This window comes from Mycobacterium sp. E2479, assembly GCF_001667925.1.
GTDB lineage: Bacteria > Actinomycetota > Actinomycetes > Mycobacteriales > Mycobacteriaceae > Mycobacterium.
The window spans coordinates 35970-60281 of the sequence record NZ_LZJR01000165.1; the positions used below are offsets into that span (position 1 = coordinate 35970).

The following is a 24312-nucleotide window of genomic DNA, read 5'->3' on the forward strand; positions in this document are numbered from 1 at the left end:
GTCTCCGTCACTACTTGCCCACCTCACTCGTCTGACTGGTTTCGGCCTCCACCTTATTCAGCACGTCAGTGAGGTGAGCACCGACCTTGCCGATGATCGGTTCGTCGATGGCCTGGATGTGTTCGCCGCCGATCGGCACCACCTCGAGGTCGGCCACGTACTCCCCCCAGCCGCCGTCGGGCTTGCGGATCGCGTATCGCGGCTCGAACTGGATGACGTCATCGTGGTAGCGATCGGCCATGTACAGGGTCACGTGGCCGTCGTACGGCTCGATCTGAACGGTCTCGAGCGCGCGGTTGTCCAGGTAGGACGTCCGCTGATGCTCGACGATGCCGCCCGGGATCTGCACGCCGCTCTGCTGGACGATGTCCAGCACGAACTTGACCTGCCCCTCGTCGTCGAGCTCTTCGAGCTGCTCGTAGGGGATCGCGGGAATCTCGACGTTGAAGGTGCGCTCGGCGAACTTCGCGTACCGGTCCCAGCGCTTGCGGGTCTCCTCCTGCGTCTGCGGGATCTCCTCGCCGGCGCGCACGGTGTCGATCATCCCGACGAAGCGCACGTCGGCCCCGGCCCGCTTCAGACCGATCGCGCACGCATATGCCAGCGCGCCGCCGAGCGACCACCCGGCCAGGATGAACGGCTTGCCCTCGTTCATCTCCAGCAGTTTCGGCACGTACTGGGCGGCCCGTTCCTGGACGGTGCCCTCCACGCGCTCGAACCCATACACCGGCGTATCCGCGGGCAAGCGCTTGAGCAGCGGCTCGTAGACCACGGTCGAGCCACCGGCCGGGTGGAACACGAACACGGGTATCTGCGACTCGTCCTGCGGAGCCCGCAGGGTTCGGACGAAGCCGTCGATCTGACCGGCCTCCAGGTACTGGCGCACCTTTTCGGCCAGCGCCTCGATGGTCTCCGACGTCTGGACGTCCTCGGCGGTGATGGCGCCGTCGGCGCGCTCCGAGAGCCGCTGCGCCATCTTTGCCGCGGTGTCCCCGTCGAGCTTGGGCAGCGGGTTGAAGATGCCGCCCGGCGACTTGCCCGTGACGATCGCCCAGGTGGCGAAGGTAACCCGCTCGGCGGCATCGCGTGGCGGCACATCGGAATTCAGCGCTTTGGCCACCGCCTCCTGGCTGAGCGCTCCCGCCAGGTCCGGCTTTGCGCCGTTGGTCGCGGCGCCCTTCGGGCCGGACGGATCCGTCGGCGGCGGCGGGATCGTCGCGTCGTCCGGCGGTGGCGGTGCCGGCTGAGTCTCGGGCTCCGCCTGCGGGTCCGGTGCGGGCGCGGCGGCCGTGGTCGGCGTTGCGCCGCTGAGCAGCTGGGCCTGCTCCTTGGCGATCTCCTCGGGCGTAAGCGTCTTCTGGTGCTCGTGCAACTGCTCGACCTCGTCGCGGTGCTCGATCGCGTACTCGATCAGCTTCTCGACGGCGTAGAGATTGGCGTCGCGCACGGCCGTCAATTGGATTGGCGGCAAGTCGAAGTCGTATTCGACACGGTTCTTGATCCGCACCGCCATCAGTGAGTCCAGGCCGAGCTCGATCAGCGGCACCTCCCACGGCAGGTCCTCGGGCTCGTAACCCATGGCCGCCGAGACGATCATGCCCAGGCGCTCACCGATGGTCTCGCCGGAATCCGGCGTCCACCTGCCCACGTTGGACGGCAGGTAGCGGTTGGTCAGGCTGTCCGACAGCGTCTCGGCGTCGTCCTCCTGTTCGGCCGGCGGCTCGGATGCAGCACCTGCCGCGTCGACCGCGCCGCTCGAGGCCGGGGCGGCGATGGTCGCACCGGCGCCTACAGCGGTCGGCAACGCGGCCACGCTCTGACCGGCCCGCGACACCAGCGCGTCGTAGACCAGGGTGAAGGACTCGTCGATGCGGGCGTGCACCTGCACCGAGGCGCCACCGGGGTGCCGGGTCATCGTCGTCACCAGCCGGGCGCCCGCACCGGGCACCGCGCGCTGCTCGGACGCCACCAGCTGGGCATCCGAAAGAACCTGTGTGGCAGCGGATTTCACCAACGCGGCCAGATCCGTCTCGCCGTTACGCGGTGCGTACTCCCAGACGTGGCGACCGTCTGGCAACGCCACGTGGGTGCCCGGCATGATCACCGAGCCGTCGCCGGAGAAGTGCACGTCCAGCCAGTGCTCTTTGCGCTTGAACCGGGTCGGCGGGATGTTCGCGTAGTCCTCCGGACCTTGCGCACGGGTGAACAAGGTGCGGATGTCGAGGTCGTGGCCGTGGACGTAGAGCTGGGCCATCGCCGAGATCATCGACTCGACGTCGTCCTGCTTGCGGGCCAGCGTCGGAATCAGTTGGGCGTCATGCAGACCCGCTGCGGCGGTGGTCAGGCCGATCTGCATCAGCGCCACCGGGTTGGGCGCGAGCTCCAGGAACGTGGTGTGGCCGCTGTCGACGGCGTTGCGCACGCCGTGGGTGAAGTAGACCGAATGCCGCATTCCCTTGACCCAGTACGCGACATCGTGGATCGGCTCGCCGCCGGGCTTGATGTAGGTGCCCTCGTGCACCGTCGAGAAGATCCCGACCGTCGGGCTCAGCGGATGAATTCCCTGCAGCTCGGCGGAGAACTCGCCGAGCAGCGGATCCATCTGCGACGTGTGGCCGGCACCCTTGGTCTGCAGCTTGCGGGCGAAGCGGCCCTCCGCCTCACAGCGGGCGACGATCGCGTCGATCTGCTCGGGCGGACCGCCGATCACGGTCTGACTGGGTGCGGCGTAGACGCACACCTCGAGGCCGGGGAAGTCGCCGAACACGGTCTTCAACTCGTCGGCGGAGTACTCGACGAGCGCCATCAGCCGGATGTATTCGCCGAACAGCATCGCCTCGCCTTCGCCCATCAGGTGCGAGCGCGACGCGATCACGCGGGCCGCGTCCGCCAGCGACAGGCCGCCGGCGAAGTAAGCCGCCGCGGGCTCACCGAGCGACTGGCCGATCACCGCAGCGGGTTTGGCGCCGTGGTGCTTGAGCAACTCGCCCAGGGCGATCTGGATCGCGAAGATGACGACGTTGCTGGTTTCGATGCCGTAGTCGACCGAGTCGTCGAGGATCAACTCGAGCACCGAGTAGCCACGCTCGTCCTGGATCAGCGCGTCGACCTTCTCGATCCACTCGGCGAAGACCTCGTTGCGCAGGTACAGGTTCTTGCCCATCTTGCGGTGCTGCGCACCGAAACCGGCCATCGCCCATACCGGACCGCTGGTGACCGGCCCGTCGACGCTGAACACGTTGGGCCGCTGCTTGCCCTCGGCGATCGCGCGCAGGCCTTTGATGGCCTCTTCATGGTCGTGGGCCAGCACCACCGCGCGCGAACGGCCGTGGTTGCGCCGCGAGAGTGCCCGGCCAATGGATTCCAGCGACGACGCCTGCCCCTCCGGGCTTTCCATCCAGTCCGCGAGCTCGGCGGCCGCAACCTTCTTGCGCGAGGTCAAAAACGCCGACACCGCAAGCGGGATCAGTGGCTTGGTGGGCTCCGACTCCTCCTGTGCCGCAAGCTCTTCCAACGCGATCGCTTTGAGGCGCAGCGCCTCGTCGGTGACGCCGGGAAGCTCGTAGGCTTCCTCCTCCACCTCGGAGGGGTCAGGGATGATGTTGCCGAAGTCGTCGAACCGCAGCGAGTGGCTTTCCAGCGCGGGCACCTCGGCCGCGTCGGCGGTCGGGGCCGCCGCGACGGGCTGCGGCTCGGCTTCGCGCTCGACGACGTCGCGGGGCAGCACTTCGCGCACCACCAGGTGGGCGTTGGCCCCGCCGAAGCCGAAGCTGGACACCCCGGCCAGCGCGTAGCCACCGTAACGCGGCCAATCGCTAGCGCTGTCAACGACTTTCAGGCGCATGCCGTCGAAGTCGATGTAGGGGCTCGGGCCGGCGAAGTTGATGGACGGCGGCAGCTTGTCGTGCTGCAACGCCAGCACCACCTTGGCCAGGCTCGCCGCGCCGGCCGCCGACTCCAGGTGTCCCACATTGGTTTTCACCGCACCCAGCAACGCTGGACGGTCAGCCGGGCGGCCCCGCCCGACAATGCGACCCAGCGCCTCCGCCTCGATCGGGTCACCCAGGACGGTGCCGGTGCCATGCGCCTCGATGTAGTCGACAGTGCGCGGATCGATCCCCGCGTCCTTGTAGGCCCGGCGCAACACCTCGGCCTGGGCATCCTGATTGGGGGCGATCAGCCCGTTGGACCGGCCGTCGTGGTTGACCGCGCTGCCGGCGATGACGGCCAGGATCTGATCGCCGTCGCGGCGGGCATCGTCGACCCGCTTGAGCACGAACATGCCGCCACCCTCGGAACGGGTGTAGCCATCGGCGTCAGAGGAGAAGGACTTGATCCGGCCGTCGGGGGCCAGCACCGCGCCGATCTCGTCGAAGCCGAGCGTCACCAACGGCGTGAGCAGCGCGTTGACGCCACCTGCGATCGCCACGTCGCACTCGCCGTTGCGCAGCGCCTGCACCGCCTGATGCGTCGCCACCAGCGAACTCGAGCAGGCGGTGTCCAGCGCCACCGACGGCCCGCGGAAGTCGTAGAAGTAGGACACCCGGTTGGCGATGATCGAGCTGGCCGTACCGGTGATCGCGTAGGGGTGCGCAACCGTCGGGTCGGACACGGCCAGGAATTGGTAGTCGTTGTTGGAGAAGCCGACGTACACGCCGACGGCCTCGCCGCGCAGGCTCGACGCCGGGATCCGGGCGTGCTCGAGCGCCTCCCAGGTGAGCTCCAGCGCCATCCGCTGCTGCGGGTCGATGTTGTCGGCCTCGGTCTTGGCGACCGCGAAGAACTCGGAGTCGAAGCCCTTGATGTCCTTCAGGTAGCCGCCCCGGGTGCGGGCGGTGCCGACGCGCTGGGCGATGCGCGGCTCCTCGAGGAATTCCGACCACCGGCCCTCGGGCAGATCGGTGATGGCGTCGCGGCCCTCCATCAGTGCCGCCCAGGTCTCGTCCGGCGAGTTCATGTCGCCGGGCAGCCGGGTCGACAGGCCCACGATCGCGATGTCGACCCGCTCGGCCGGGCCGGTGCGCGTCCAGTCGGCGCCGTCGAGTTCGTCGTCGGCGACCTCGGGTTCGCCTTCGATGATGCGGGTGGCCAGCGATTCGATCGTGGGGTGCTGGAACGCAACCGCGACAGACAGGGTCACGCCGGTCATGTCCTCGATGTCGGCGGCCATCGCCACGGCGTCGCGCGACGCCAAGCCCAACTCGACCATCGGCACCGACTCATCGATGTCGTCGGGTGATTTCCCGACGGCCCGGCCCACCCAGTTGCGCAGCCATTCGCGCATCTCGGGGACGGTCATATCGACTTTTTTGGCGGGCACCTCCCCGCCTGGGGTCGGGGTTTCGTTTTCGGGATGCTCAGTGTCAGCCATGGTCCTAAGGGATTCAGTCAGTGGAGCTGGCGAATGCCGTCGGGGAACCGACGCCGCTTCGCAGACTGCCGTCGAGGTAGGCCGCGCGGCAGGCGCGGTGCCCGATCTTGCCGCTGGAGGTGCGCGGGATCGTTCCCGACTGCACCAGCAGCAGGTCACGGACGGTGACGCCGTGACGCACGGCGATCGCGGCCCGGATGTCGTCGGCGATGGGCTGGTAATCCAGCTTGTGCGAGCCCGCGGCGCGCTCGGCGACGATCACCAGCTGCTCGGAGCTGTCGTCGGGGTCATACTTGATGCCGGTGTGCGGGTTGTCGAACACTTCCTTCGGCAGCTGGTTGGCCGGCACGGAGAAGGCGGCCACGTAGCCGGTACGCAGCGCTTTGCTGGCTTCCTGCGCCGAGTACTCGAGGTCCTGCGGGTAGTGGTTGCGGCCGTCGATGATGACCAGGTCCTTGATGCGTCCCGCGATGTAGAGGTGACCCTTGTGGTACGTGCCGTAGTCACCGGTCCTGACCCAGGTGCCGTCGTCGGGGGCGCCCTCGGCGTGCGACTGGCTGATCCGCGACTTGAGGATGTTGCGGAAGATGTCGTTGGTCTCTTCTTCCCTGCCCCAGTAGCCGGTGCCCAGGTTGTTCCCGTGCAGCCAGATCTCGCCGATCTGACCGTCCGGCAGCTCGCTCGCGGTCTCCGGGTCGACGATCACGGCCCACTCGTCGACGCCGATGATGCCGGCCGAAACCTGGGGAACGGCCTTCGGCGAATCGGCCACCACCTCGACGAAGCGCTGCTTGTTCAGCTCGTCGCGATCGACGTGGATGACCGTGGGCGCCTCGTCCATCGGCGTGGTGGAGACGAACAGCGTCGCCTCGGCCAGGCCGTAGGACGGCTTGATCGCAGTCTCCCGCAGACCGTAGGGCGCAAACGCCTCGTAGAACTTGCGCATGGACGCCGGGGACACCGGCTCGCTGCCGTTGAGGATCGCCTTGACGTTGCTCAGGTCCAGCGGCGGCTCGCCCTCCTTGGGAACCCCGCGGACCGCCGCATGCTCGAACGCGAAGTTCGGTGCAACGGTGAAGACCTCGCTGTCGGGATCGTCCTCGGGCTTGCGCGCCATTTCCCGAATCCACCGGCCCGGCCTACGCACGAAGGCGGCCGGCGTCATGAACGTGAAGTTGTGACCCAGCACCGGCGAGAGCAGCGCCGTGATCAGACCCATGTCGTGGAAGAACGGCAGCCAGCTCAGCCCGCGGTCGCCCTCCTTGCCTTCCAGGCCATTGAGCACCTGCAGCACGTTGGTGGGCAGGTTGAGGTGGGTGATCTGCACGCCGGTCGGGGTCCGGGTGGAGCCCGACGTGTACTGCAGGTAGGCGATGGTGTTCTCATCGGCCTCCGGCGGCTCCCAGGTCGACGCGACCTCGTTGGGGACCGCGTCGACGGCGATGACGCGGGGCCGCTCCTTGGCCGAACGGGCGCGGATGAACTTGCGGACGCCCTCGGCGGCATCGGTGGTGGTCAGGATCGTCGAGGGGGAGCAGTCGTCGAGGACAGCGTGCAGGCGGCCCACGTGACCGGGCTCGGCGGGGTCGAACAACGGCACCGCGATCCGGCCGGCGTACAACGCACCGAAGAATGCGATCAGGTAGTCGAGGTTCTGCGGGCACAGCACGGCGATACGGTCACCCGGCTGGGTGACCTGCTGCAGGCGGGCACCCACGGCCCGGTTGCGGGCGCTGAAGTCGCGCCACACGATGTCGCGGTACTCGCCGTCACGTTCGGTGGAGAAATCGACGAACCGGTAAGCGAGCTTGTCGCCGCGAACCCTCGCCCACTTTTCAACGTGCTTGACCAGGTTCGTGTTGTCCGGGAACTTGATCTTTCCATTCACGATGAACGGGTTGTGGTACGCCATGCCGCTCTCCTGTCACACCTGTTTCGGTCGGCCCGGCCGACACTTTGTTCCTAGGTCGGCTCCGCCGACGGCTTCGTTCTGCGGTCGGCCATGCCGACGGTTTCATGTCTCAACGCACCCGCCAGACCTCGCACGGCACCCCTCGGGGAACGCCGGTGATGTGCCAGCCCAAGCCAGCATCCACCCGATCGGGTGCGCGACAAAGGTCCGATAGCTCTTAAATTCCTCTTAATGTTACGGGGCCGCCTACAGCAGACCAAATCACAAGGTACCGCTGATCGCCATCGGCAACCGCTACGTGACGCTTGTGTCCCGCCGCCCCGATCATCCGTGTTTTGGTTGTGGCGCATTTGCAATCAGACCGTGAGCCCAGTTGAGCGTCCAGTCGGTCGCCGGTGCCCCGTCGATGCTCCAGCACTGCGTCGTCGCGTACAGCGCGTGGACCGGCTGACCGGCCCCGCCGGCCAAGGTGTTCAGCGTGGTCGGCAGGTTCGCGATGCTGAAGGCCTCCTCCGGAGCGGCGCAGATCAGGTCGCCCGGTGCGCAGATCTCGTTGGTCTTGCCGTTGAGGTCGCCGAAACCGCCCGGCCGCTCACCGGTCATGGTCAGCCCCATTCCGGACAGGATGGGCACCTCGTGCAACGTGATCTCGGCGCCTTGCCCCGGCGGGTTGGGCCCGATGTCGTTGCCGACCCCGATCTGGCGACGACCATCAGCGATCAACGTCACACCCAACACCAGGTCGTCGTCCACGGGTCCGCGCCCGTTGCCGATGTCGCTGGCGATGTCGCCGGCGATCACCGCGCCCTGCGAAAAACCCACCAACACGTAACTGGTCAGCGGGCACTTGGCGTTCATGTCCGTCATCGCCTGCACCGTCGCGCGGGTGCCTTCGGCCCGGCTGGCGTTGTAGGACATCTGCGTGTCGCCACTCAGCGGGTTGTGGAACTGCGCGGTGTACGGAGTGGTGTACGCCTGCATCCGAGACCACGGGAACTGCTGGGTGAGGCTCGCGATCGCCTTGTGCAGCAGCGCATTGGGAAATTGCACGGGGTTGGCGGGATCGTCCTGTACGGCGGACTCCCACGTGCCGGGGACGTTGACCAGCAGCACGTCGGGGCAGGAAGCGTCCTGAGACGCGGGTCGCGGCTTGTGCGGGTGCGTGCTTGTCGACGGCGGGGGCAGCACCCCGGGCGGGACCGCGCTGGGCTCCGATCCGTGCCCGCGCAGCAAGGTCACCGCGGCCAAGATGCCTAACAGGACGACGGCGGCGACCGACAGTGCGGCGATCCAGGCGAGGGTGCGTTGCCGCTTACGCCGCGCGTTTGTAGCCATGTTCTCCTGCCAGCAGAGTCAGTGGATCGCAGCTACGCGGCCCTCCCGACCCCTGCTGCACCCTTTACACGGTACCGGCTCGGCTGCGTGATCCGGCCGGGCAGCGATGGCTGGATCAGTCGCGCAGCGACCCGCAGCGCCCGGCTTCGCCGCGCTTGCGATCGCCTTAACCCAACGGCGCCGACCCGCAGCGCCCGGCTTCGCCGCGCTTGCGATCGCCGCTAGCGAATTGCGCCGACGATTTCACCCGACATCGCCCCGAGCTGCCCCGACCATGAACCCCAGCCGTTGTCGCCGCCCGCGGGAAAGTCGAAGTGGCCGTTGTGACCGCCGTTGCTGCGGTACTGCTGGTAAAACTCGCGCGAACTGCCCATCGCCGCGCCGGCCTGGCCGATCATCGCGGCATCGTCGCCGCCCATGTTCGTCGGGCTGTAGACCCAGACGCGGGTGTTGTTCTGCGCCAGCAGCGAGGCGTGCACGTAGGGATCGTGCCACTTCCACCGGCCCAGCTGCGGGGCTCCCCACATGCCGTTGCCGTCGACGCCGCCGAACTGCTGCAGGCCGGCCAGGATCGCGCCGTTGTAGTTTGTGCTCGACGGGTAGAGGAATCCGGACAGCGACCCGGCGAAGCCGAAGCGATCGGGGTGGAAGGTGGCAAGAGCCATCGCACCATAGCCACCCTGCGAGGCACCGACGGCGGCGTGGCCGCCGGGCGCCAGGCCCTTGTTGGCCGCCAGCCAATCGGGCAGCTCGCTGGACAGGAACGTGTCCCACTGCTTGCTGCCGTCCTGCTCCCAGTTGGTGTACATGCTCCACGCGCCGCCGGCCGGGGCCACCACCGAGATGCCCTTGCCGCCGAGGGTGTTCATCGCGTTGCCGGCGGTGACCCAGTTGCTCACGTCCGGGGCCGCGTTGAAGGCGTCCAGCAGGTAGACCGCGTGCGGGCCACCGGCCATGAAGGCCACCGGGATGTCGCGGCCCATCGCCGCCGACGGAACCATCAGGCTTTCGTAGCCTGCCGCTCTGGCCTTGCCGGCCGTCGCGGCGGTCTGCAGCGCGAAGGCCAACCCGACCGCCAGCACGGCTACGCAGAACACCCGCAAAAGCGCCGACATACCCCGCACGACCGTCATGTCCACCCTCCATCGTGTAGTCGCTGAAAGCACATTAGCCAGCGCCGTAGTTCCCCCGCGCGCCGGGTAGTGAAACAAGTCACACGCCCACACACAACAAGCGGCGGAAACCCCTGAGGGTTCCCGCCGCTCGTCGTTACTGCTCTGCGTGTTTAGGTGCCCTGGCCATTACCGGCGTTGGCGGCCGTGGCCGGACCCGCACCCGGGGTGGCGCCCAGAGTCGACTGCAGGTCGGGCAGCATGGCGTGCACCTGCGCGCCCCAGTAGGGCCAGTCGTGGGTGCCGTTGGCGTCGAAGTTCCACACCGCGTTGTGGCCACCGGCGGCGTTGTAGGCGTCCTGGAACTTCAGGTTGCTGGTCCGCACGAAGCCCTCGAGGAACTTCGCCGGCAGGTTGTCGCCGCCCAGGTCCGACGGCTTGCCGTTACCGCAGTACACCCAGATGCGGGTGTTGTTGGCGACCAGCTTGCCGACCTGAAGCGATGGGTCGTTGCGGGCCCACGCCGGGTCCTCCTTGGGACCCCACATGTCGGCGGTCTTGTAGCCACCGGCGTCACCCATGGCCAGGCCGATCAGCGACGGGCCCATCCCCTGCGACGGGTCCAGCAGCGCCGACAGCGAGCCGGCGTAAATGAACTGCTGCGGGTGGTAGGCGGCCAGGATCAGCGCCGACGAGCCGGCCATCGACAGACCGACCACAGCGCTGCCGGTCGGCTTCACCTGCTTCTGCGACGACAGGTACTGGGGCAGCTCGCTGGTTAGGAAGGTCTCCCACTTGTAGGTGGTGCAGCCGGCCTTGCCACAGGCGGGCTTGTACCAGTCGGAGTAGAAGCTGGACTGGCCACCGACCGGCAGGGCAACCGAAATGCCGGACTGGAGGTACCACTCGAACACCGGGGTGTTGATGTCCCAACCGTTGAAGTCGTCCTGCGCGCGCATACCGTCGAGCAGGTACAGCGCGGGTGAGTTGGCGCCACCGCTTTGGAACTGAACCTTGATGTCGCGGCCCATTGCGGCGGACGGAACCTGCAGGTACTCCACCGGCAGACCCGGGCGAGAGAAGGCCCCGGCGGTCGCCGAGCCTCCGACGGCGCCAATCAGGCCCGAGAGCAGCGCCGCACCCGCGGCCGCCACGACGAGCCGGCGCGGCATACCCGCCACGGCGCCGCGCAATCTGTCGACAAGCGTCATCCTTGCTTCCTCATCCTTCTTGCGGCCTTTCGGCGCATTTCACCGATCGGTCACTGTCTTGATTGGTCGAACTGCCTGCACAAACCCGAATGCACGGCTTCTTATCAGACCGTCGCGGTCCGCATCGTCGCCGCGCCAAGCGCAGGAGTGCTCGTGTAGTCAACCACACGTTGCGCCGTTCGGTCGCATCGAGGCACGGGGACGGGCCGTCGAGCGGCCCTCGTACCCAGCGGTTTTCAACCGCAACATGTGTCTAAAAAGCAATGATTCACATGTGCTTGACGGCCGTCGCCAGCTGGTGAGAGGCCAAATGTGATGTTGCTACCATTTTTTCGCGGGTGGCGCGCTGTGATTTGTTCGACGTATGCCGAAATTTCTTCTGCGCGACGCTTACTCGCGAGGTGGGGGCGGCACCTCTTCGGGTACCGGCAGCCCACACCGGGCCAGTTCGTAGCGCGGCACCCGGTCGATCCGGTACTTGGTGAACCGGTAGGAATTCACCAGGTTGGACAAGAACCGGTGCGGGGTCATCGGGGCGCGCACCGAGCTGAGCACCGCCTTCGTATCCGGGCATTGCAACGCCGACACGGCCTGCGCGACCCACTGCGCGTCCAGGTAGCCCGGAATCCCCGGTGGCAACTTCACCCAGGGGCCGTCGGCGATCACCCAGTCGGGAAAGAGGTTCTTGTCGTGCCCGATGCGGCCGTGCTTGAGCCGTTCCGTGTGTTGCGCAAGCGGATTCGCCAAACCGATCTGATCGATCACCCTGACATCGAGCCCGACATTCATGCCAACCATGCCGAGGTTGGTGAAAAACACGGCATGCTGGGGTTTTTGCGGGGACTTGTCGCCCGGCGGTGGCTGGGCCATCGGCACCAGGTCCCACTGGATGTAATTGCCCGACGGAAGTAGTAGCGCCCCTTCGGGGGTGTTGTTGAGGGCGGTGAGGATCGCCGCCATGCGCGGATAGCCCAGATAGTCCGCGGCGGTCAGCGGATGTGCGCGACCAGTGGCCTGGGCATAGAAGCGGCGTTCGTCAACGATCCCGGAGTAGGTGACGTGGGTGGCATCGTCGCCCATCCCCGGTGAGTTCGCCGCCCAGAGCGCCCATCCGGCCAGTCCCAGCCACAACGCGCCCGCGGCGCCGGCCACCCAGTTGCCGGTCTCCCGCGAATAGTCCTGGCCGTCGGGGATGGCGATCGGGATGACCGCGACCGGAGCCAGCAGACAGAACAACGGAGCCAGCAGCACGCGTGCATGCATGAAGTCGCCGCCTTGCCGGATCCAGTACAGGGCCTGCAACAGACCGCTCACCACTACCCACGCCACCACCGCGGGCGGACTGTGCACGGCCCGGGCCAGCCGCCCGTAGTTGGGCGCCAGCGCCGGGCGCAAAAACGACGGCCGCCGACGGGCGGCGAACAGCAGCACCCCCAGCAGCACGAGGAGCACCACGGGTATCCACACCGCGTAGGGCGCATCGAAGTTGGAGAGGTAGATCATGCCCTGTGACCACTTGTCCCCGGCCGCGTCCTTGGCCAGGGCGGTACCGGGTACCAGCAGGCCGTAATAACCCATGCGAAAGACCTCGTAGGCGACCGGCACGAAACCCCCGGCCACCACGATCAGCACCCGGCGCTGCCAGGTCCGGGCGGCGATCAGCATCATGATTAGGGCCAGGCCGCCCATCAGCGCCAGCTCGGGCCGGACCAGCACACTGAACCCGGCGACGAAAGCCAGCAGGCCGGCGAACACTTTGTTGTCCGGGCGGTTGCGCACCGGCTGCGCCCAGCAGACCATCATCCACCACACCAGCCCGAGATAGGCCAGCGCCAAACCGCTCTCCAGGCCGGACGTGGCGAAGTCGCGCGCCGGGGGCAGAGCGATATACACCAGCGCGCCGGCGGGCAACATGACGGCCTTGCGGCCCCGCAGGCTCGGCGCGTACAGCCTTGCGGCGCCCAGCATCGCCCACGCCACACCCGCGACCGAAAGCACCAGCGCGAGCGCGAGCGCCACGTACTCCATGCGCAGTGGGCCGCCCACCCAGCTACCGACGTACATCAGGTAGGTCCAGGCGGTCGAGGTGTTGGCTTCGACCCGCTCGCCCTGGTTGAACACCGGTCCGTTGCCCGCGAGCAGATTGCGCACCGTGCGCAGCACGATGAGGCCGTCGTCGGCGATCCAGCGGCGCTGCCAACTCCCCCAGCCGAACAGCAGGGCGACCAACGCCACGCTGATCCACAGGCTGACCCGCACCATGGTGGTGTACGGAAACACCGGCCAGCCGGGCCGCCTGATCACCGGCCGGCTGCGCATCATCCGCGCTTTGAGAGCCTGCAGTTCGGGGCTAACCGAAGGCAACGGCGGCTCCGACTGTCGCGATCCACGCCAAAAACAGCAGCTGCAGCACCCGGTCACGCAGCGCGATGTCTTCGGGTTCGCCGGCCAGCCCGCCGTCGACGTCGACCGCGTAGCGCAGGATGGCGATGGTGAACGGGACCATGGACACCGCGAACCAAGATCCTGAGTGGCGGTCACGCTCGAACGCCCACAGGCCGTAGCAGATCACCACCGCGGTGGCCGACAGCGTCCAGACGAATCGCAGGTAGGTGCTGGTGTAGCTCTCCAGCGACTTGCGAATTGCCGCGCCGGTGCGCTCGGCGAGTTGCAACTCCGCGTAGCGCTTGCCCGCCACCATGAACAGCGAAGCGAACGCTGCCGACAACAGAAACCACTGCGACAGCGGGATATCGGTGGCCACGCCGCCGGCGATCGCCCGCAGCAGATACGCCGACGACACTATGCAAATGTCAAGCACGGCTTGATGTTTGAGGCCGAAACAGTACGCCAGCTGCATCACGAGGTAGACGGCCATCACCAGTGTCAGGTTCGGCGTCACGATCCAAGCGATGCCCAGCGAAGCCACACCCAGCAGAACCGCCAGGAAGTAGGCCAGCCACTCGGGGACGTTGCCGGCTGCGATCGGGCGAAACCGTTTGGTCGGGTGCTCGCGGTCGGCCTCGACGTCGCGCACATCGTTGACCAGATACACCGACGAGGCCCCCAGGCTGAACACCACGAACGCCAACCCCACCTGCGTGAGCATCTGTGGGTAGTCATACCGAATACCGCTGCCCAGCCCGGCCACCGGAGCGGCCAGCACCAATACGTTCTTCACCCATTGCCGGGGTCGTATCGCCTTGATCACCCCGGTGACCAGGTTGCCCGACGGTCGGGTCACGACGTCCTCACTCATTCGGCTTCACCTCTTGCGACCTCTCGTGCGCGGCGCGCGATCGCCGCAACGACGGCACCGAGGGCGATGCCGAAGGCCACGTCGCTGGGGTAGTGCACACCCAGCAGCATCCGCGACAACGCCATCGGCGGCACCAAGACAGCAGGCAGTGGTAGACCGGCGGTGCGGCCCAGCAGAATCGCCGCAGCGGTGGTCGACGTGGCATGTGCGGAGGGAAAACTCAGTTGGCTCGGCGTGCCGACGTTCACCACGACTGCGGGATGGGACGGCCGCTTACGACGCACGATCCGCTTGACGATGACGGCGGTGGTGTGTGCGGCGAACGCCCCTGCCCCGGCCACCAGCCAGTCCCACCGCCGCTTCGGGGACAGCACCGCCCCGAGGACGGCGACGGCCACCCACCCGATGCTGTGCTCACCGAAGTGGGACAGCGCACGCGCCACGGGGAGCGCCCCGGGACGATCGCTCAATGCGGCCTGGACGGCGACCAGCGCGGCCACCTCGCCGCGCGGTGCCTCTGCGGCAGCGGCCTCATGCATGTTCTGCGGCTGGCAGCAACGCCGTCTCCCACTTCTGCTTGCTGGACAACACGGGCAGCGCGTCGCGGTACACCCGCCGCATCTCGTCGAACCGGCTGAGCAGCTGACGCTGACGGCGCAGCGATGCGAACAACAGCGAGAACATCTTTCGCCGGTCCCGCTGGCGGTAGACCACGCCGCAACCGTCGGCCGTGGTGACCGTCACGCCGTCGACCGTGCACAGCCGGAACCAGCGCGCATCCTGGGTCGGCACGTTGAACTCGGGCCGCGTGTGGGATTGCGTGTCAGCCTTGGTGATGTTGTGCAGGATTCCACGTGCCAGCCGGTAGCTGATGGACACCGGATTCACCGGCGGCTTCATCGCCTTGGTTTTGTGCTGGGGCGCCGCGAGTTCGCTTGCCGCCGGCAGCACGACGGCGTCCGGGTAATCCTTGCGCAGGCGATGCACCTCGGGCAGTGCGGATTCCAGTATCGAGAAGATGTGTTCAGGCCCGGCGAGGAAGTCGTCGATGGCCCTGTTCTGAATTGCGACCGTCGAATACTCAAGGCAGGCAAGGTGTTTGAGTGTCGCCTTGAGGTGGCTGCGGACCAGGCCGGTGATGTCGCGGTCCCAGTGCAAGGCGGCCACCACCAGCCGGTTGCGCAGATGGAAGTAGGCCTGCCAGTCAATGGCGTCGTCCTTGTCGCTCCAGGCCATGTGCCAGATCGCGGCGCCGGGCAGCGTGACGGTCGGATAGCCGTGCTCACCGGCACGCAGACCGTACTCGGCGTCGTCCCACTTGATGAACAGCGGCAGCGGCTGGCCCAGCTCCTCGGCGACCTGCCGCGGGATCATGCACGTCCACCAGCCGTTGAAGTCGACGTCGATGCGCCGGTGCAGCAGTGCGCTGCGAGAGTTCTTGCTGTTCAACGGGAATTCGGCGAAGTTGTGGTCGTACTCGGCGTGCGGAGCGGCGGTCCACATGAAGTTCGACTCGTCGACGACCTCGCCCATGATGTGCAGATGCGACGGCTCCTGCAGGTTGAGCATCTGCCCGCCGATCAGCATCGGCGTCTTGGCGAAGCGGTGCAACGCCAGCACCCGCAGGATCGAGTCGGGTTCGATGCGGATGTCATCGTCCATGAACAGGATCTGTTGGCAGTCCGTGTTTTTCAGCGCCTCATACATCACGCGGCTGTAGCCGCCGGACCCGCCGAGGTTGGGCTGGTCGTGAATGGTCAGCCGGCTGCCCAGACCGGCGGCCGCGGCCGGGAAGTCCGGGTGATCGCGCACCTTGCGGGCGCCCTGGTCGGGAACGATGACCGCACCGATTACCGCGTCCACCAACGGATCCGCCGTGAGATCGGCCAGCGCGTTGACGCAGTCCGCGGGGCGGTTGAACGTGGGGATGCCGACGGCGATGTTGGCCGTGCCCGGAGCGGGCTCGGTGGCATACCAGCCGCCGCTGATCAGGTTGACCGCGGTGTCGGTGGTGATGTCGAACCAGATCCAGCCGCCGTCCTCGAAAGGCTTGAGCGCCACCTCGATCTCGACGATGGCCGGCTGCTCGTCGGTGCCCACGAATTGGCGGCCTTCCACGGAGATTCGCACCCCGGTGGCCTTGGTCCGGTACACGTCGACGCGTCCGGTTCCGGTCAGCTCGACGCGCAGCACCACCGACTGACAGATGGACCAGCGCCGCCAGTAGCTGGCCGGAAACGCGTTGAAATAGGTGGCGAACGATACCTCGGACTCTTTGCCGATCTCCAGCGAGGTACGGCTGGTGGCGTGGGCGCGCCGGGCGTTGGTCGTCGACTCCTCGAGATACAGCTTGCGCACGTCGAGCGGCTCACCGGGACGCGGCAGGATGATCCGGGACAGCAGGCTCACGGCACTCATTGGGCGCCACTCCTTCTCATCGCATTGCTTCGCATCGTCATGGCGCGCATCAGCGCGCGCCTTCCTCTTTGTTCTGGGCTTCCGTCAGGGATGCGCCGTCCCGCAGGTGCGGCGCGAGGACGTTGTCGTACATGTTCAAGGCGCTGGCGATGGCCATGTGCATATCCAGGTATTGGTAGGTGCCCAGCCGGCCGCCGAACAGTACCTTCGACGACGCGGTCTCGGCCTTCGCCCTGGCCCGGTAGGCGGCCAACAGGGCGCGGTCGGCCTCGGTGTTGATCGGATAGTAGGGCTCGTCGTCGTCTTCGGCGAAGCGCGAATACTCCCGCATGATCACGGTTTTGTCGGCGGGATAGTCGCGCTCGGTGTGGAAGTGCCGGAACTCGTGGATGCGCGTGTATGGCACGTCCAGGTCGTTGTAGTTCATCACCGGCGTCCCCTGAAAATCACCGGTAGGCAACACTTCCACCTCGAAGTCCAGGGTGCGCCAACCGAGGCGGCCCTCGGCGTAGCCGAAGTAGCGGTCCAGCGGGCCCGTGTAGACGACCGGCGCGTCGGGGCTCTCCGCGCGCAGCTGGTCGCGCACGTCGAACCAATCGGTGTCCAGCCTGACCTCGATGCGGTCGTCGGCGGCCATGTTGCGCAGCCAGGCCGTGTAACCGTCGACGGGCAGGCCCTCGTAGGTGTCGCTGAAGTAGCGGTTGTCGAAGGTGTAGCGCACCGGCAGCCGGGTGATGTTCGCGGCGGGCAGCTCCTTGGGGTCGGTCTGCCACTGCTTGGCGGTGTAGCCCTTGACGAACGCCTCGTAGAGGGGCCGGCCGATCAGCGAGATCGCCTTCTCTTCCAGGTTTTGCGCGTCGGCGGTGTCGATCTCGGCGGCCTGTTCGGCGATGAGCTTGCGGGCTTCGTCCGGGGTGAAGTACTTGCCGAAAAACTGCGACACCAGGCCCAGCCCCATCGGGAACTGGTAGGCCTGCCCGTTGTGCATCGCGAAGACGCGGTGACGGTAGTCGGTGAAGTCGGTGAACTGCCGCACGTAGTCCCACACCCTTTTGTTGGAGGTGTGGAACAAGTGGGCGCCGTACTTGTGCACCTCGATGCCGGTCTGGGGTTCGGCTTCCGAGTAGGCGTTGCCACCGATGTGTGGTCGGCGGTCCACGACGAGGACGCGCTTGCCGAGCTGGGTAGCCACGCGCTCGGCAATGGTCAGTCCGAAGAATCCAGAGCCGACGACGAAAAGATCGAAACGAGCTGTCATCGGTTGCTTAGGGTATCCGACCGCGTGGCCCTAACCCATTTGGCGAGGCCATGCGGCGGCGTGGCTCCGTGACGACGGCCGTTGGGGCGCCCGGAATCCGCGATCACAGTCGGGGTCGCAATTGCCTCACGATTCAATATCACCACTCTAGTAACAGGTTCACCACTCGTACCATCGACTCTGTGTGATTCCGCCAGATAGGAGCGGTGGGACGCGCCGACACAACACACAGTCAGATTTGAGGAGACTTCCGTGCCGAACCGACGCCGACGCAAGCTCTCAACAGCCATGAGCGCGGTTGCCGCCCTGGCAGTGGCGAGTCCTTGCGCATACTTCCTTGTCTATGAATCGACCGCCGACAACAAGGCGCCCGAGCATCACGAGTTCAAGCAAGCCGCGGTGATGAGCGATCTGCCGGGTGAGCTGATGGGCGCACTGTCGCAGGGCTTGTCGCAATTCGGGATCAACCTGCCCCCGGTGCCCGCCTTGAGCGGGGGCGCCACCAGCACACCAGGTCTGGCCAGCCCCGGCCTGGGCACTCCAGGCCTCGGAAGCCCCAGTCTGGGGACCACGGGCCTGACCAATCCGGCCATGACCAGCCCCGGATTGACCAGCCCCGGTCTGACCAGCCCCGGATTGACGAGTCCCGGCTTGGCCAGCCCCGGTTTGACCAACCCCGGTGTGGCGCCCGTGACGCCCGGGCTCACCGCGCCCGGGGCGTTGCCGACCACCCCTGGTGCCGGCGTCGCGACCCCTGGCGCCGGGCTCAACCCTGCGCTTTCCAACCCCGGGCTGACCAGTCCGGCTGGGGTGACACCGGGCCTGGGTGGCCCGACGCTGTCGCCGAGCGAGGTGCCGATCGACTCTGGGGCCGGGTTGGACCCGGGCGTCGGTGGCACGTACCCGATCCTGGGCGACCCGTCCACCTTCGGTAACGCTTCGCCGATCGGCGGCGGCGGTACCGGCCTGGGCAGTGGCTCGGGCACTGGCGGCGGTGCCAGCGGCGGATTGGTCAACGACGTGATGCAGGCCGCCAACCAATTGGGCGCCGGCCAGGCGATCGACCTGCTCAAGGGCTTGGTCATGCCGGCCATCACCCAGGGCATGCATGGCGGCGCTGGCGCCGCGAGTGCCCTGCCTGGCGCCGCCGGTGCCCTGCCGGGTGCTGCGGGTGCCTTGCCGGGTGCGGCCGGTGCCCTGCCGGGTGCCGCGGGTGCCCTGCCGGGTGCCGCGGGTGCCCTGCCGGGTGCCGCGGGTGCCCTGCCGGGTGCCGCTGCGGGCGCCTTGCCCGCCGCCGCGGGTGCGGCCGGTGCACTGCCGGCGGCCGCCGGCGCGGTACCGGCACTGCCCCCGGTCTAGTCCCTTTCAAACTCTCCACAAGACGGCACCGCAGATCTTCTGCGGTGCCGTCGATTTGTGGACATTGCGCAGCGCCCCGTTCGTGTCGTCTCATGGATAACATTAGAAACACACGTAACATCAGCTGGTGCCTCGCAGTCGTGCGCCGACGATGTTGCTCACCGCCATGGCGGCGACCGTCGTCCTCGTCTCGTGGGTGGCGGACACGACACGCGACCGTGGCACCGCCAGCCCGTCGCCGTCGCGCGGCACCCAACTCGTCGAGCAGCCGCTCATCGGGCTCGGCGCGGGCGTCACCGTTCGTGAAATCGGTCAGGCCACCCCGTTCTCCTTGGTCGCCCTGACCGGCGACCTGGCCGGCACGTCGACCCGCGTGCGCGCGAAGCGCCCCGACGGGTCGTGGGGGCGCTGGTATCAGACCGAGTACGAAACCGCGGCACCCGACCCGGATCAGCACAGCGGGGCGACAGAGGGACCCCGCGGAACCGATCCGGTGTTCGTCGGCACCACCACCACCGTCCAGATCGCGGTCACCCGTCCGCTCGGCGCGACAGTGACCCAGGCGCTCCCGCCGGTGGCGCCAAGCGCGAAGACCGACCTGGGCTACAAACCGGCATCCAGGGAGCAGCCCTTCGGGCAGAACATCTCGGCAGTGCTCATCTCCCCACCGCAGGCGCCGGTCGAAAAGCATTGGACACCACCGGCCGGAGTCTTGATGCCCGGCCAGGCTCCCCCCATCATCAGCCGAGCCGACTGGGGCGCCGACGAGTCGCTGCGATGCGGTACCCCGCAGTACGACAACGGGATTCGCGCCGCAGTGGTCCACCACACCGCGGGCAGCAATGACTATTCGCCGCTTGAATCAGCCGGGATCGTCAAAGCCATTTACACCTACCACAGCAAGACGCTGGGCTGGTGTGACATCGCCTACAACGCGCTGGTCGACAAGTACGGCCAGGTGTTCGAGGGCAGCGCGGGCGGCCTCACCAAGGCGGTCGAGGCCTTCCACACCGGCGGATTCAACCGCAACACCTGGGGTGTGGCAATGATCGGCAACTTCGACGACGCGCCCCCTACCCCGATCCAGCTCAGAAACATAGGCCGGCTGCTCGGCTGGCGGCTGGGCCTGGACGGCGTCGACCCCAAGGGCACGGTGCAACTGGAGTCAGCCGGCAGCCACTACACGACTTTTCCAACCGGCTCCATCGCGACGCTGCCGACCATCTTCACCCACCGCGACGTCGGGAACACCGATTGCCCAGGCAATGGCGCCTATGCGCTGATGGACGAAATACGTGATATCGCTTCGCATGTCAACGATCCGCCCGAAGAATTGCTCCAGGCATTGCGGGGCGGTGCGATCTATGACCACTGGCAAGCGATCGGCGGAATGAACAGCGTGCTGGGAGCACCGACCTCGCCGGAAGACGACGCGGAAGGCGATGCCCGCTTCGTCACCTTTGCTCGCGGTGCGATGTACTGGTCGCCGGTGACGGGCGCCCAGCCGGTCACCGGCGCCATCTACGAAGCATGGGCCTCACAGAGTTACGAACGTGGCCCGCTCGGATTGCCGACCAGCGCGGAAATCCAACAGCCGCTGCAGATTACGCAGAATTTCCAGCACGGCACGCTGAACTATGAACGGCTGACCGGAAACGTCACCGAGGTGGTGGACGGAATCACGGTTCCGCTGACGACCGAATCGCCAAGCGGCCCAACGGTGCCGGCCGAGCACTTCTCGCCGCCGTCGCATCCGACGCCCACCTGACCGATGGCGACAATCTCCTCGCGTCGCGGCGCGGTGCGCGTCTTTCGCGCCGCTAGAGCCACCAGCGTTCCAGCACCCGGCCCACCCCGTCGTCGTTGTTGGCGGTGGTGATCTCGTCGGCGGCCGCCTGCACGTCGGGATGGGCGTTGCCCATCGCCACGCCATGTCCGGCCCACCGCAGCATCGGCAGGTCGTTCGGCATGTCGCCGAACGCCACCACCTCCTCGGGTGCGATCCTGCGCGGTCGTGCGATCTCGTCGACGCCGGTCGCCTTGCTGGTCCCGGGCGGCACGACCTCGATCAGGCCGTTGTTGGTGGAGTAGGTGATGTCGGCCTCGAACCCGACGTGCTTGGCCAGTTCGGCCGCCATGTCGGAGCTGCGCGCTCCGGCACGGCGAATGAGCAGCTTGATCGCCGGGGCGCTGAGCAGATCCTGGATCGACACCTCGGTGTTGTCCGGGTTCAGCCAGGCATGCTCGTAACCCGGCGAGCTGACGAACTGCGGCGTCGCCGTGTCATGGGCGCTTTCACCGATACGCTCGACGGCCAACCCGGCACCGGGGATGACACTGGTGGCCAGCTCGGCCAACTCGGCCAGGGTGTCGACGGGAAGGGTGCGGGTGGATATCACCCGATCCGTCGCGGCGTCGTAGATGACGGCGCCGTTGGCGCACACCGAGATCGGCGCGAAACCCAGCGCGTCGACGACGGGACGTATCCAGCGCGGCGGGCGGCCGGTCGCCACCACGAACTGCGCACCGCCGGCTACCGCGGCGCGGACGGCGTCGCGGGTGCGCGGCGAGATCTTCTCGTCGTCGTCGAACAGGGTGCCGTCGACGTCGCAGGCGATGAGCGCCGGCAGCGTCATCGAAACCGCCCGCGTTGGCAGCTGACCGGACCCCTCAATGTTTCCCGCTCTGCGTCTGCCCCGGTCGCGTCACACCGTCGGTTCCGTATTTCTGCATCCGCTCCCGCAACTCCGACAACCGGATGGCCCGGGAATCCTCTTGGGTGGGCGCGCTGCCGCCCAGCCGACGCGGCACCCAGAATTCGTCTTTCGGGTGCGGATATTCCTCCTGCACCCGATACAGCAGGTCATTCATCGCCGAGCGCAACAGCGCGTTGAGTTGCTCAGGCGTGCCCCGTGGTGCCAATGGCTGACCGGCCGCCACGGTGATCGGAACCTTGTTGCGAAACACCTTCTTGGGATGGTCCTTCGGCCAAATCCGATGAGCACCCCACACCACGATCGGAACGACCGGCACCTGAGCGTCCAGCGCCATGCGCGCCGCCCCGGTCTTGAACTCCCGCAGTTCGAAACTGCGACTGATGGTGGCCTCGGGATGCATCCCGATCAACTCCCCGGCGCGCATGCGTTGCACCGCCACATCAAGGGCGTCGTGTCCCGACCTCCGATCCACCGGGATCAGCCGGGCGTGGTTGATGACGTAGTTGACGGCCTTCACGTCGGCCATTTCCGCCTTGATCATGAAGTAGGCGCGCCGGTGACGTTCCCGGACGGCCATCAGCGTCGGCAGCCAGTCCAGGTAGCTGGTGTGGTTCTGGGCGAGCAAGGCGCCGCCGCGCGCGGGGATGTTCTGCAGGCCGTGATACGTGAACTTGGTGCCCTGCATCGCGACCATCGGCGGGACGATCCATTCCGCCAGCCGGTAGAACCCCTCGGGCATGTCTTCTCCTTCGCCTACTGCGGCGGATGCCCGGCCCGTTTGGCCGACCGAGCCGCCGCCTCGGTGGCCTCTATCCGAGCGGCCTCGGCCGGGGTCGGCGCTGCGCCGCCCAGTCGGCGCGGCATCCAATACGCTCCGGGTTCGCCCGGATAGTGCTCTTGCGCCCGGTGCAACAAGGTGGTCATCGCGTCGCGCAGGGCAGCGTCGGTCTGCGCGATGTTTTCGTGCGCGCGTAACGGCGCGCCCACCTGCACAGTAATGGGTATCTTCGCGCGGCCCACATTCCGTGGGTGATCCTTGGTCCAGATTCGCTGCGCGCCCCAGACGACCACGGGCACGATCGGGACGTCCGCTTCGACCGCCATCCGCGCGGCGCCGGACTTGAACTCCTTGAGTTCGAAGCTGCGGCTGATCGTGGCCTCCGGATAGACCCCCACCAGCTCACCTTCGCGTAATCGCTGCACCGCCACCGCGTACGCACCCGCTCCGGCGCCACGGTCCACCGGGATGGTGCGGGTGTGCCTGATCAGGAAATTGACCGGTTTGACCTGCTGCATCTCGGCTTTGATCATGAACCTCAGGCGGCGCCCCCTGCGGTGCACGGCGAGCGCGGCGGGCAGGAAGTCGACGTAGCTGGTGTGGTTGATCGCCACCACGGCGCCGCCCCGCTCCGGGATCTGCTCCACGCCGCTGTAGGTGATCTTGGTGCCGGTGGCCTTCACCACGAATTGAGCCAGGAGCTCCAAAGCGCGGAAGGTCGGCTCCACCATCGATTGCTACTCCGCGGCCCCTGCGGACCGGGCCCGCCGAGCCGCCCGGGCGGCCGCTTCCTCGGCCTCCAGCTGGGCCGCTTCCGCCAGGGACGGCGCGCCTCCGCCCAACCGGTGTGGCACCCAGAACTCGCCGGCCGGGTGCGGCCCGTACAGTTCCTGCGCGCGCTCCAGCAGATGCTGCATGCGGGAATGCAGCAACCCTTTGAGTTCCTCGATGCCCAACGTCGGCTCGATCGGCTCGCCGACCAACACCACGATCGGAACCTTCGGGCGCCACAGCTTCTTCGGGTGATCCTTGGTCCAGATCCGCTGGGCACCCCAGACGATGTGCGGAACGATGGGCACCCCGGCCTCGACGGCCATCCGGGCGGCCCCCGACTTGAATTCCTTGATCTCGAAACTGCGGCTGATCGTGGCTTCGGGGTAGACGCCCACCAGCTCGCCGTCCTTGAGGTTCCGGACCGCGGCCTCGAAGGAGGCCGCGCCATCTTGCCGATTCACCGAGATGTGCCGCAGGCTGCGCATGATGGGCCCGGTGATCTTGTGGTCGAACACCTCCTGCTTGGCCATGAACCGCACCTTGCGGCCCAGGCCCTGCTTGTAGGCCGGCAATCCCGCGAAGGTGAAGTCCAGGTAGCCGGTGTGGTTGATCGCGATCACCGCGCCCCCGCTTTTCGGCAGGTTCTCGGCACCCGCGATCGTGATTTTCAGACCCTGGAGGCGCCACACCAGGCGGGCAAGCTGAATGACAGTCCCGTAAACCGGTTCCACAGCACTTGAGCCTAATGCTCCCTGCCGTGCCCCGTCACCGGACGGCGGCGACCGGCCGAGGGTGCCGGCTCGCGCTA

General features: G+C 67.2%; 16 protein-coding genes. 2 read left to right on the forward strand and 14 right to left on the reverse strand.

What is annotated here, in order from left to right; genetic code table 11:
- Positions 1-10 precede the first annotated feature (10 nt).
- The 10 genes from pks13 to glf form a co-directional block, all read right to left on the reverse strand.
- Positions 11-5371 (reverse strand): polyketide synthase Pks13, encoded by a 5361-nt coding sequence (gene pks13, locus A5686_RS25760; protein ID WP_067940343.1) that lies wholly within the window; start codon positions 5369-5371, stop codon positions 11-13.
- 13 nt (positions 5372-5384) lie between these two features.
- On the reverse strand, positions 5385-7283 hold the full coding sequence (fadD32, locus tag A5686_RS25765) for a long-chain-fatty-acid--AMP ligase FadD32 (protein ID WP_067940345.1): 1899 nt from the start codon (positions 7281-7283) through the stop codon (positions 5385-5387).
- 324 nt (positions 7284-7607) lie between these two features.
- Entirely contained in the window at positions 7608-8618 is a 1011-nt protein-coding gene (locus A5686_RS25770; RefSeq protein ID WP_067940347.1) for a cutinase family protein, read from the reverse strand.
- A 221-nt stretch (positions 8619-8839) separates the two neighbouring features.
- Positions 8840-9742, reverse strand: a complete 903-nt coding sequence (locus A5686_RS25775; protein ID WP_067940505.1) for an esterase family protein — start codon at positions 9740-9742, stop codon at positions 8840-8842.
- Between the two features lie 161 nt (positions 9743-9903).
- Positions 9904-10941 (reverse strand): diacylglycerol acyltransferase/mycolyltransferase Ag85A, encoded by a 1038-nt coding sequence (gene ag85A, locus A5686_RS25780; protein ID WP_067940350.1) that lies wholly within the window; start codon positions 10939-10941, stop codon positions 9904-9906.
- A gap of 390 nt (positions 10942-11331) precedes the next feature.
- On the reverse strand, positions 11332-13305 hold the full coding sequence (aftB, locus tag A5686_RS25785) for a terminal beta-(1->2)-arabinofuranosyltransferase (RefSeq protein WP_304528451.1): 1974 nt from the start codon (positions 13303-13305) through the stop codon (positions 11332-11334).
- On the reverse strand, positions 13292-14200 hold the full coding sequence (locus A5686_RS25790) for a decaprenyl-phosphate phosphoribosyltransferase (RefSeq protein ID WP_067940357.1): 909 nt from the start codon (positions 14198-14200) through the stop codon (positions 13292-13294). The genes aftB and A5686_RS25790 overlap by 14 nt, the downstream gene beginning before the upstream one ends.
- Positions 14197-14739, reverse strand: coding sequence for a phosphatase PAP2 family protein (locus A5686_RS25795; RefSeq protein WP_197520702.1), 543 nt, complete (start codon positions 14737-14739; stop codon positions 14197-14199). The genes A5686_RS25790 and A5686_RS25795 overlap by 4 nt, the downstream gene beginning before the upstream one ends.
- Positions 14732-16618, reverse strand: coding sequence for a glycosyltransferase (locus A5686_RS25800; RefSeq protein ID WP_067940362.1), 1887 nt, complete (start codon positions 16616-16618; stop codon positions 14732-14734). Before A5686_RS25800 ends, A5686_RS25795 begins: the two co-directional genes overlap by 8 nt.
- Positions 16619-16667: 49 nt before the next feature.
- Entirely contained in the window at positions 16668-17876 is a 1209-nt protein-coding gene (gene glf, locus A5686_RS25805) for a UDP-galactopyranose mutase (protein WP_067940366.1), read from the reverse strand.
- Positions 17877-18128: 252 nt separating this feature from the next.
- Between glf and A5686_RS25810 the strand changes: the two genes are divergently transcribed.
- Together A5686_RS25810 and A5686_RS25815 are read left to right on the forward strand one after the other, a co-directional pair.
- A complete protein-coding gene (locus tag A5686_RS25810; protein WP_197520703.1) occupies positions 18129-19235 on the forward strand; it encodes a PirG in 1107 nt (368 codons plus the stop codon).
- A gap of 127 nt (positions 19236-19362) precedes the next feature.
- Positions 19363-21003 (forward strand): LGFP repeat-containing protein, encoded by a 1641-nt coding sequence (locus A5686_RS25815; RefSeq protein ID WP_231986484.1) that lies wholly within the window; start codon positions 19363-19365, stop codon positions 21001-21003.
- Positions 21004-21055: 52 nt separating this feature from the next.
- Here the strand turns inward: A5686_RS25815 and A5686_RS25820 are convergent, their stop codons facing one another.
- Genes A5686_RS25820 through A5686_RS25835 form a run of 4 tightly spaced genes read right to left on the reverse strand, consistent with a single transcriptional unit; the run spans position 21056 to position 24235 of the window.
- Positions 21056-21871 (reverse strand): Cof-type HAD-IIB family hydrolase, encoded by an 816-nt coding sequence (locus tag A5686_RS25820; RefSeq protein WP_067940374.1) that lies wholly within the window; start codon positions 21869-21871, stop codon positions 21056-21058.
- Positions 21872-21905: 34 nt separating this feature from the next.
- Positions 21906-22691, reverse strand: a complete 786-nt coding sequence (locus tag A5686_RS25825; RefSeq protein ID WP_067940376.1) for a 1-acyl-sn-glycerol-3-phosphate acyltransferase — start codon at positions 22689-22691, stop codon at positions 21906-21908.
- A gap of 14 nt (positions 22692-22705) precedes the next feature.
- A complete protein-coding gene (locus A5686_RS25830) occupies positions 22706-23461 on the reverse strand; it encodes a 1-acyl-sn-glycerol-3-phosphate acyltransferase (protein WP_067940378.1) in 756 nt (251 codons plus the stop codon).
- A 6-nt stretch (positions 23462-23467) separates the two neighbouring features.
- The gene (locus tag A5686_RS25835; RefSeq protein ID WP_067940380.1) at positions 23468-24235 is read right to left on the reverse strand and encodes a 1-acyl-sn-glycerol-3-phosphate acyltransferase; all 768 of its coding nucleotides are present in this window, start codon (positions 24233-24235) and stop codon (positions 23468-23470) included.
- Positions 24236-24312: the final 77 nt, after the last annotated feature.

What these genes read in the sequence shown, in the direction of transcription:
- pks13 (WP_067940343.1), bottom strand. Translation starts at nt 5,371, where the DNA reads ATGGCTGACACTGAGCATCCCGAAAACGAAACCCCGACCCCAGGCGGG.
- fadD32 (WP_067940345.1), bottom strand. Translation starts at nt 7,283, where the DNA reads ATGGCGTACCACAACCCGTTCATCGTGAATGGAAAGATCAAGTTCCCG.
- A5686_RS25770 (WP_067940347.1), bottom strand. Translation starts at nt 8,618, where the DNA reads ATGGCTACAAACGCGCGGCGTAAGCGGCAACGCACCCTCGCCTGGATC.
- ag85A (WP_067940350.1), bottom strand. Translation starts at nt 10,941, where the DNA reads ATGACGCTTGTCGACAGATTGCGCGGCGCCGTGGCGGGTATGCCGCGC.
- A5686_RS25790 (WP_067940357.1), bottom strand. Translation starts at nt 14,200, where the DNA reads ATGAGTGAGGACGTCGTGACCCGACCGTCGGGCAACCTGGTCACCGGG.
- A5686_RS25795 (WP_197520702.1), bottom strand. Translation starts at nt 14,739, where the DNA reads ATGCATGAGGCCGCTGCCGCAGAGGCACCGCGCGGCGAGGTGGCCGCG.
- A5686_RS25800 (WP_067940362.1), bottom strand. Translation starts at nt 16,618, where the DNA reads ATGAGTGCCGTGAGCCTGCTGTCCCGGATCATCCTGCCGCGTCCCGGT.
- glf (WP_067940366.1), bottom strand. Translation starts at nt 17,876, where the DNA reads ATGACAGCTCGTTTCGATCTTTTCGTCGTCGGCTCTGGATTCTTCGGA.
- A5686_RS25820 (WP_067940374.1), bottom strand. Translation starts at nt 21,871, where the DNA reads ATGACGCTGCCGGCGCTCATCGCCTGCGACGTCGACGGCACCCTGTTC.
- A5686_RS25825 (WP_067940376.1), bottom strand. Translation starts at nt 22,691, where the DNA reads ATGCCCGAGGGGTTCTACCGGCTGGCGGAATGGATCGTCCCGCCGATG.
- A5686_RS25830 (WP_067940378.1), bottom strand. Translation starts at nt 23,461, where the DNA reads ATGGTGGAGCCGACCTTCCGCGCTTTGGAGCTCCTGGCTCAATTCGTG.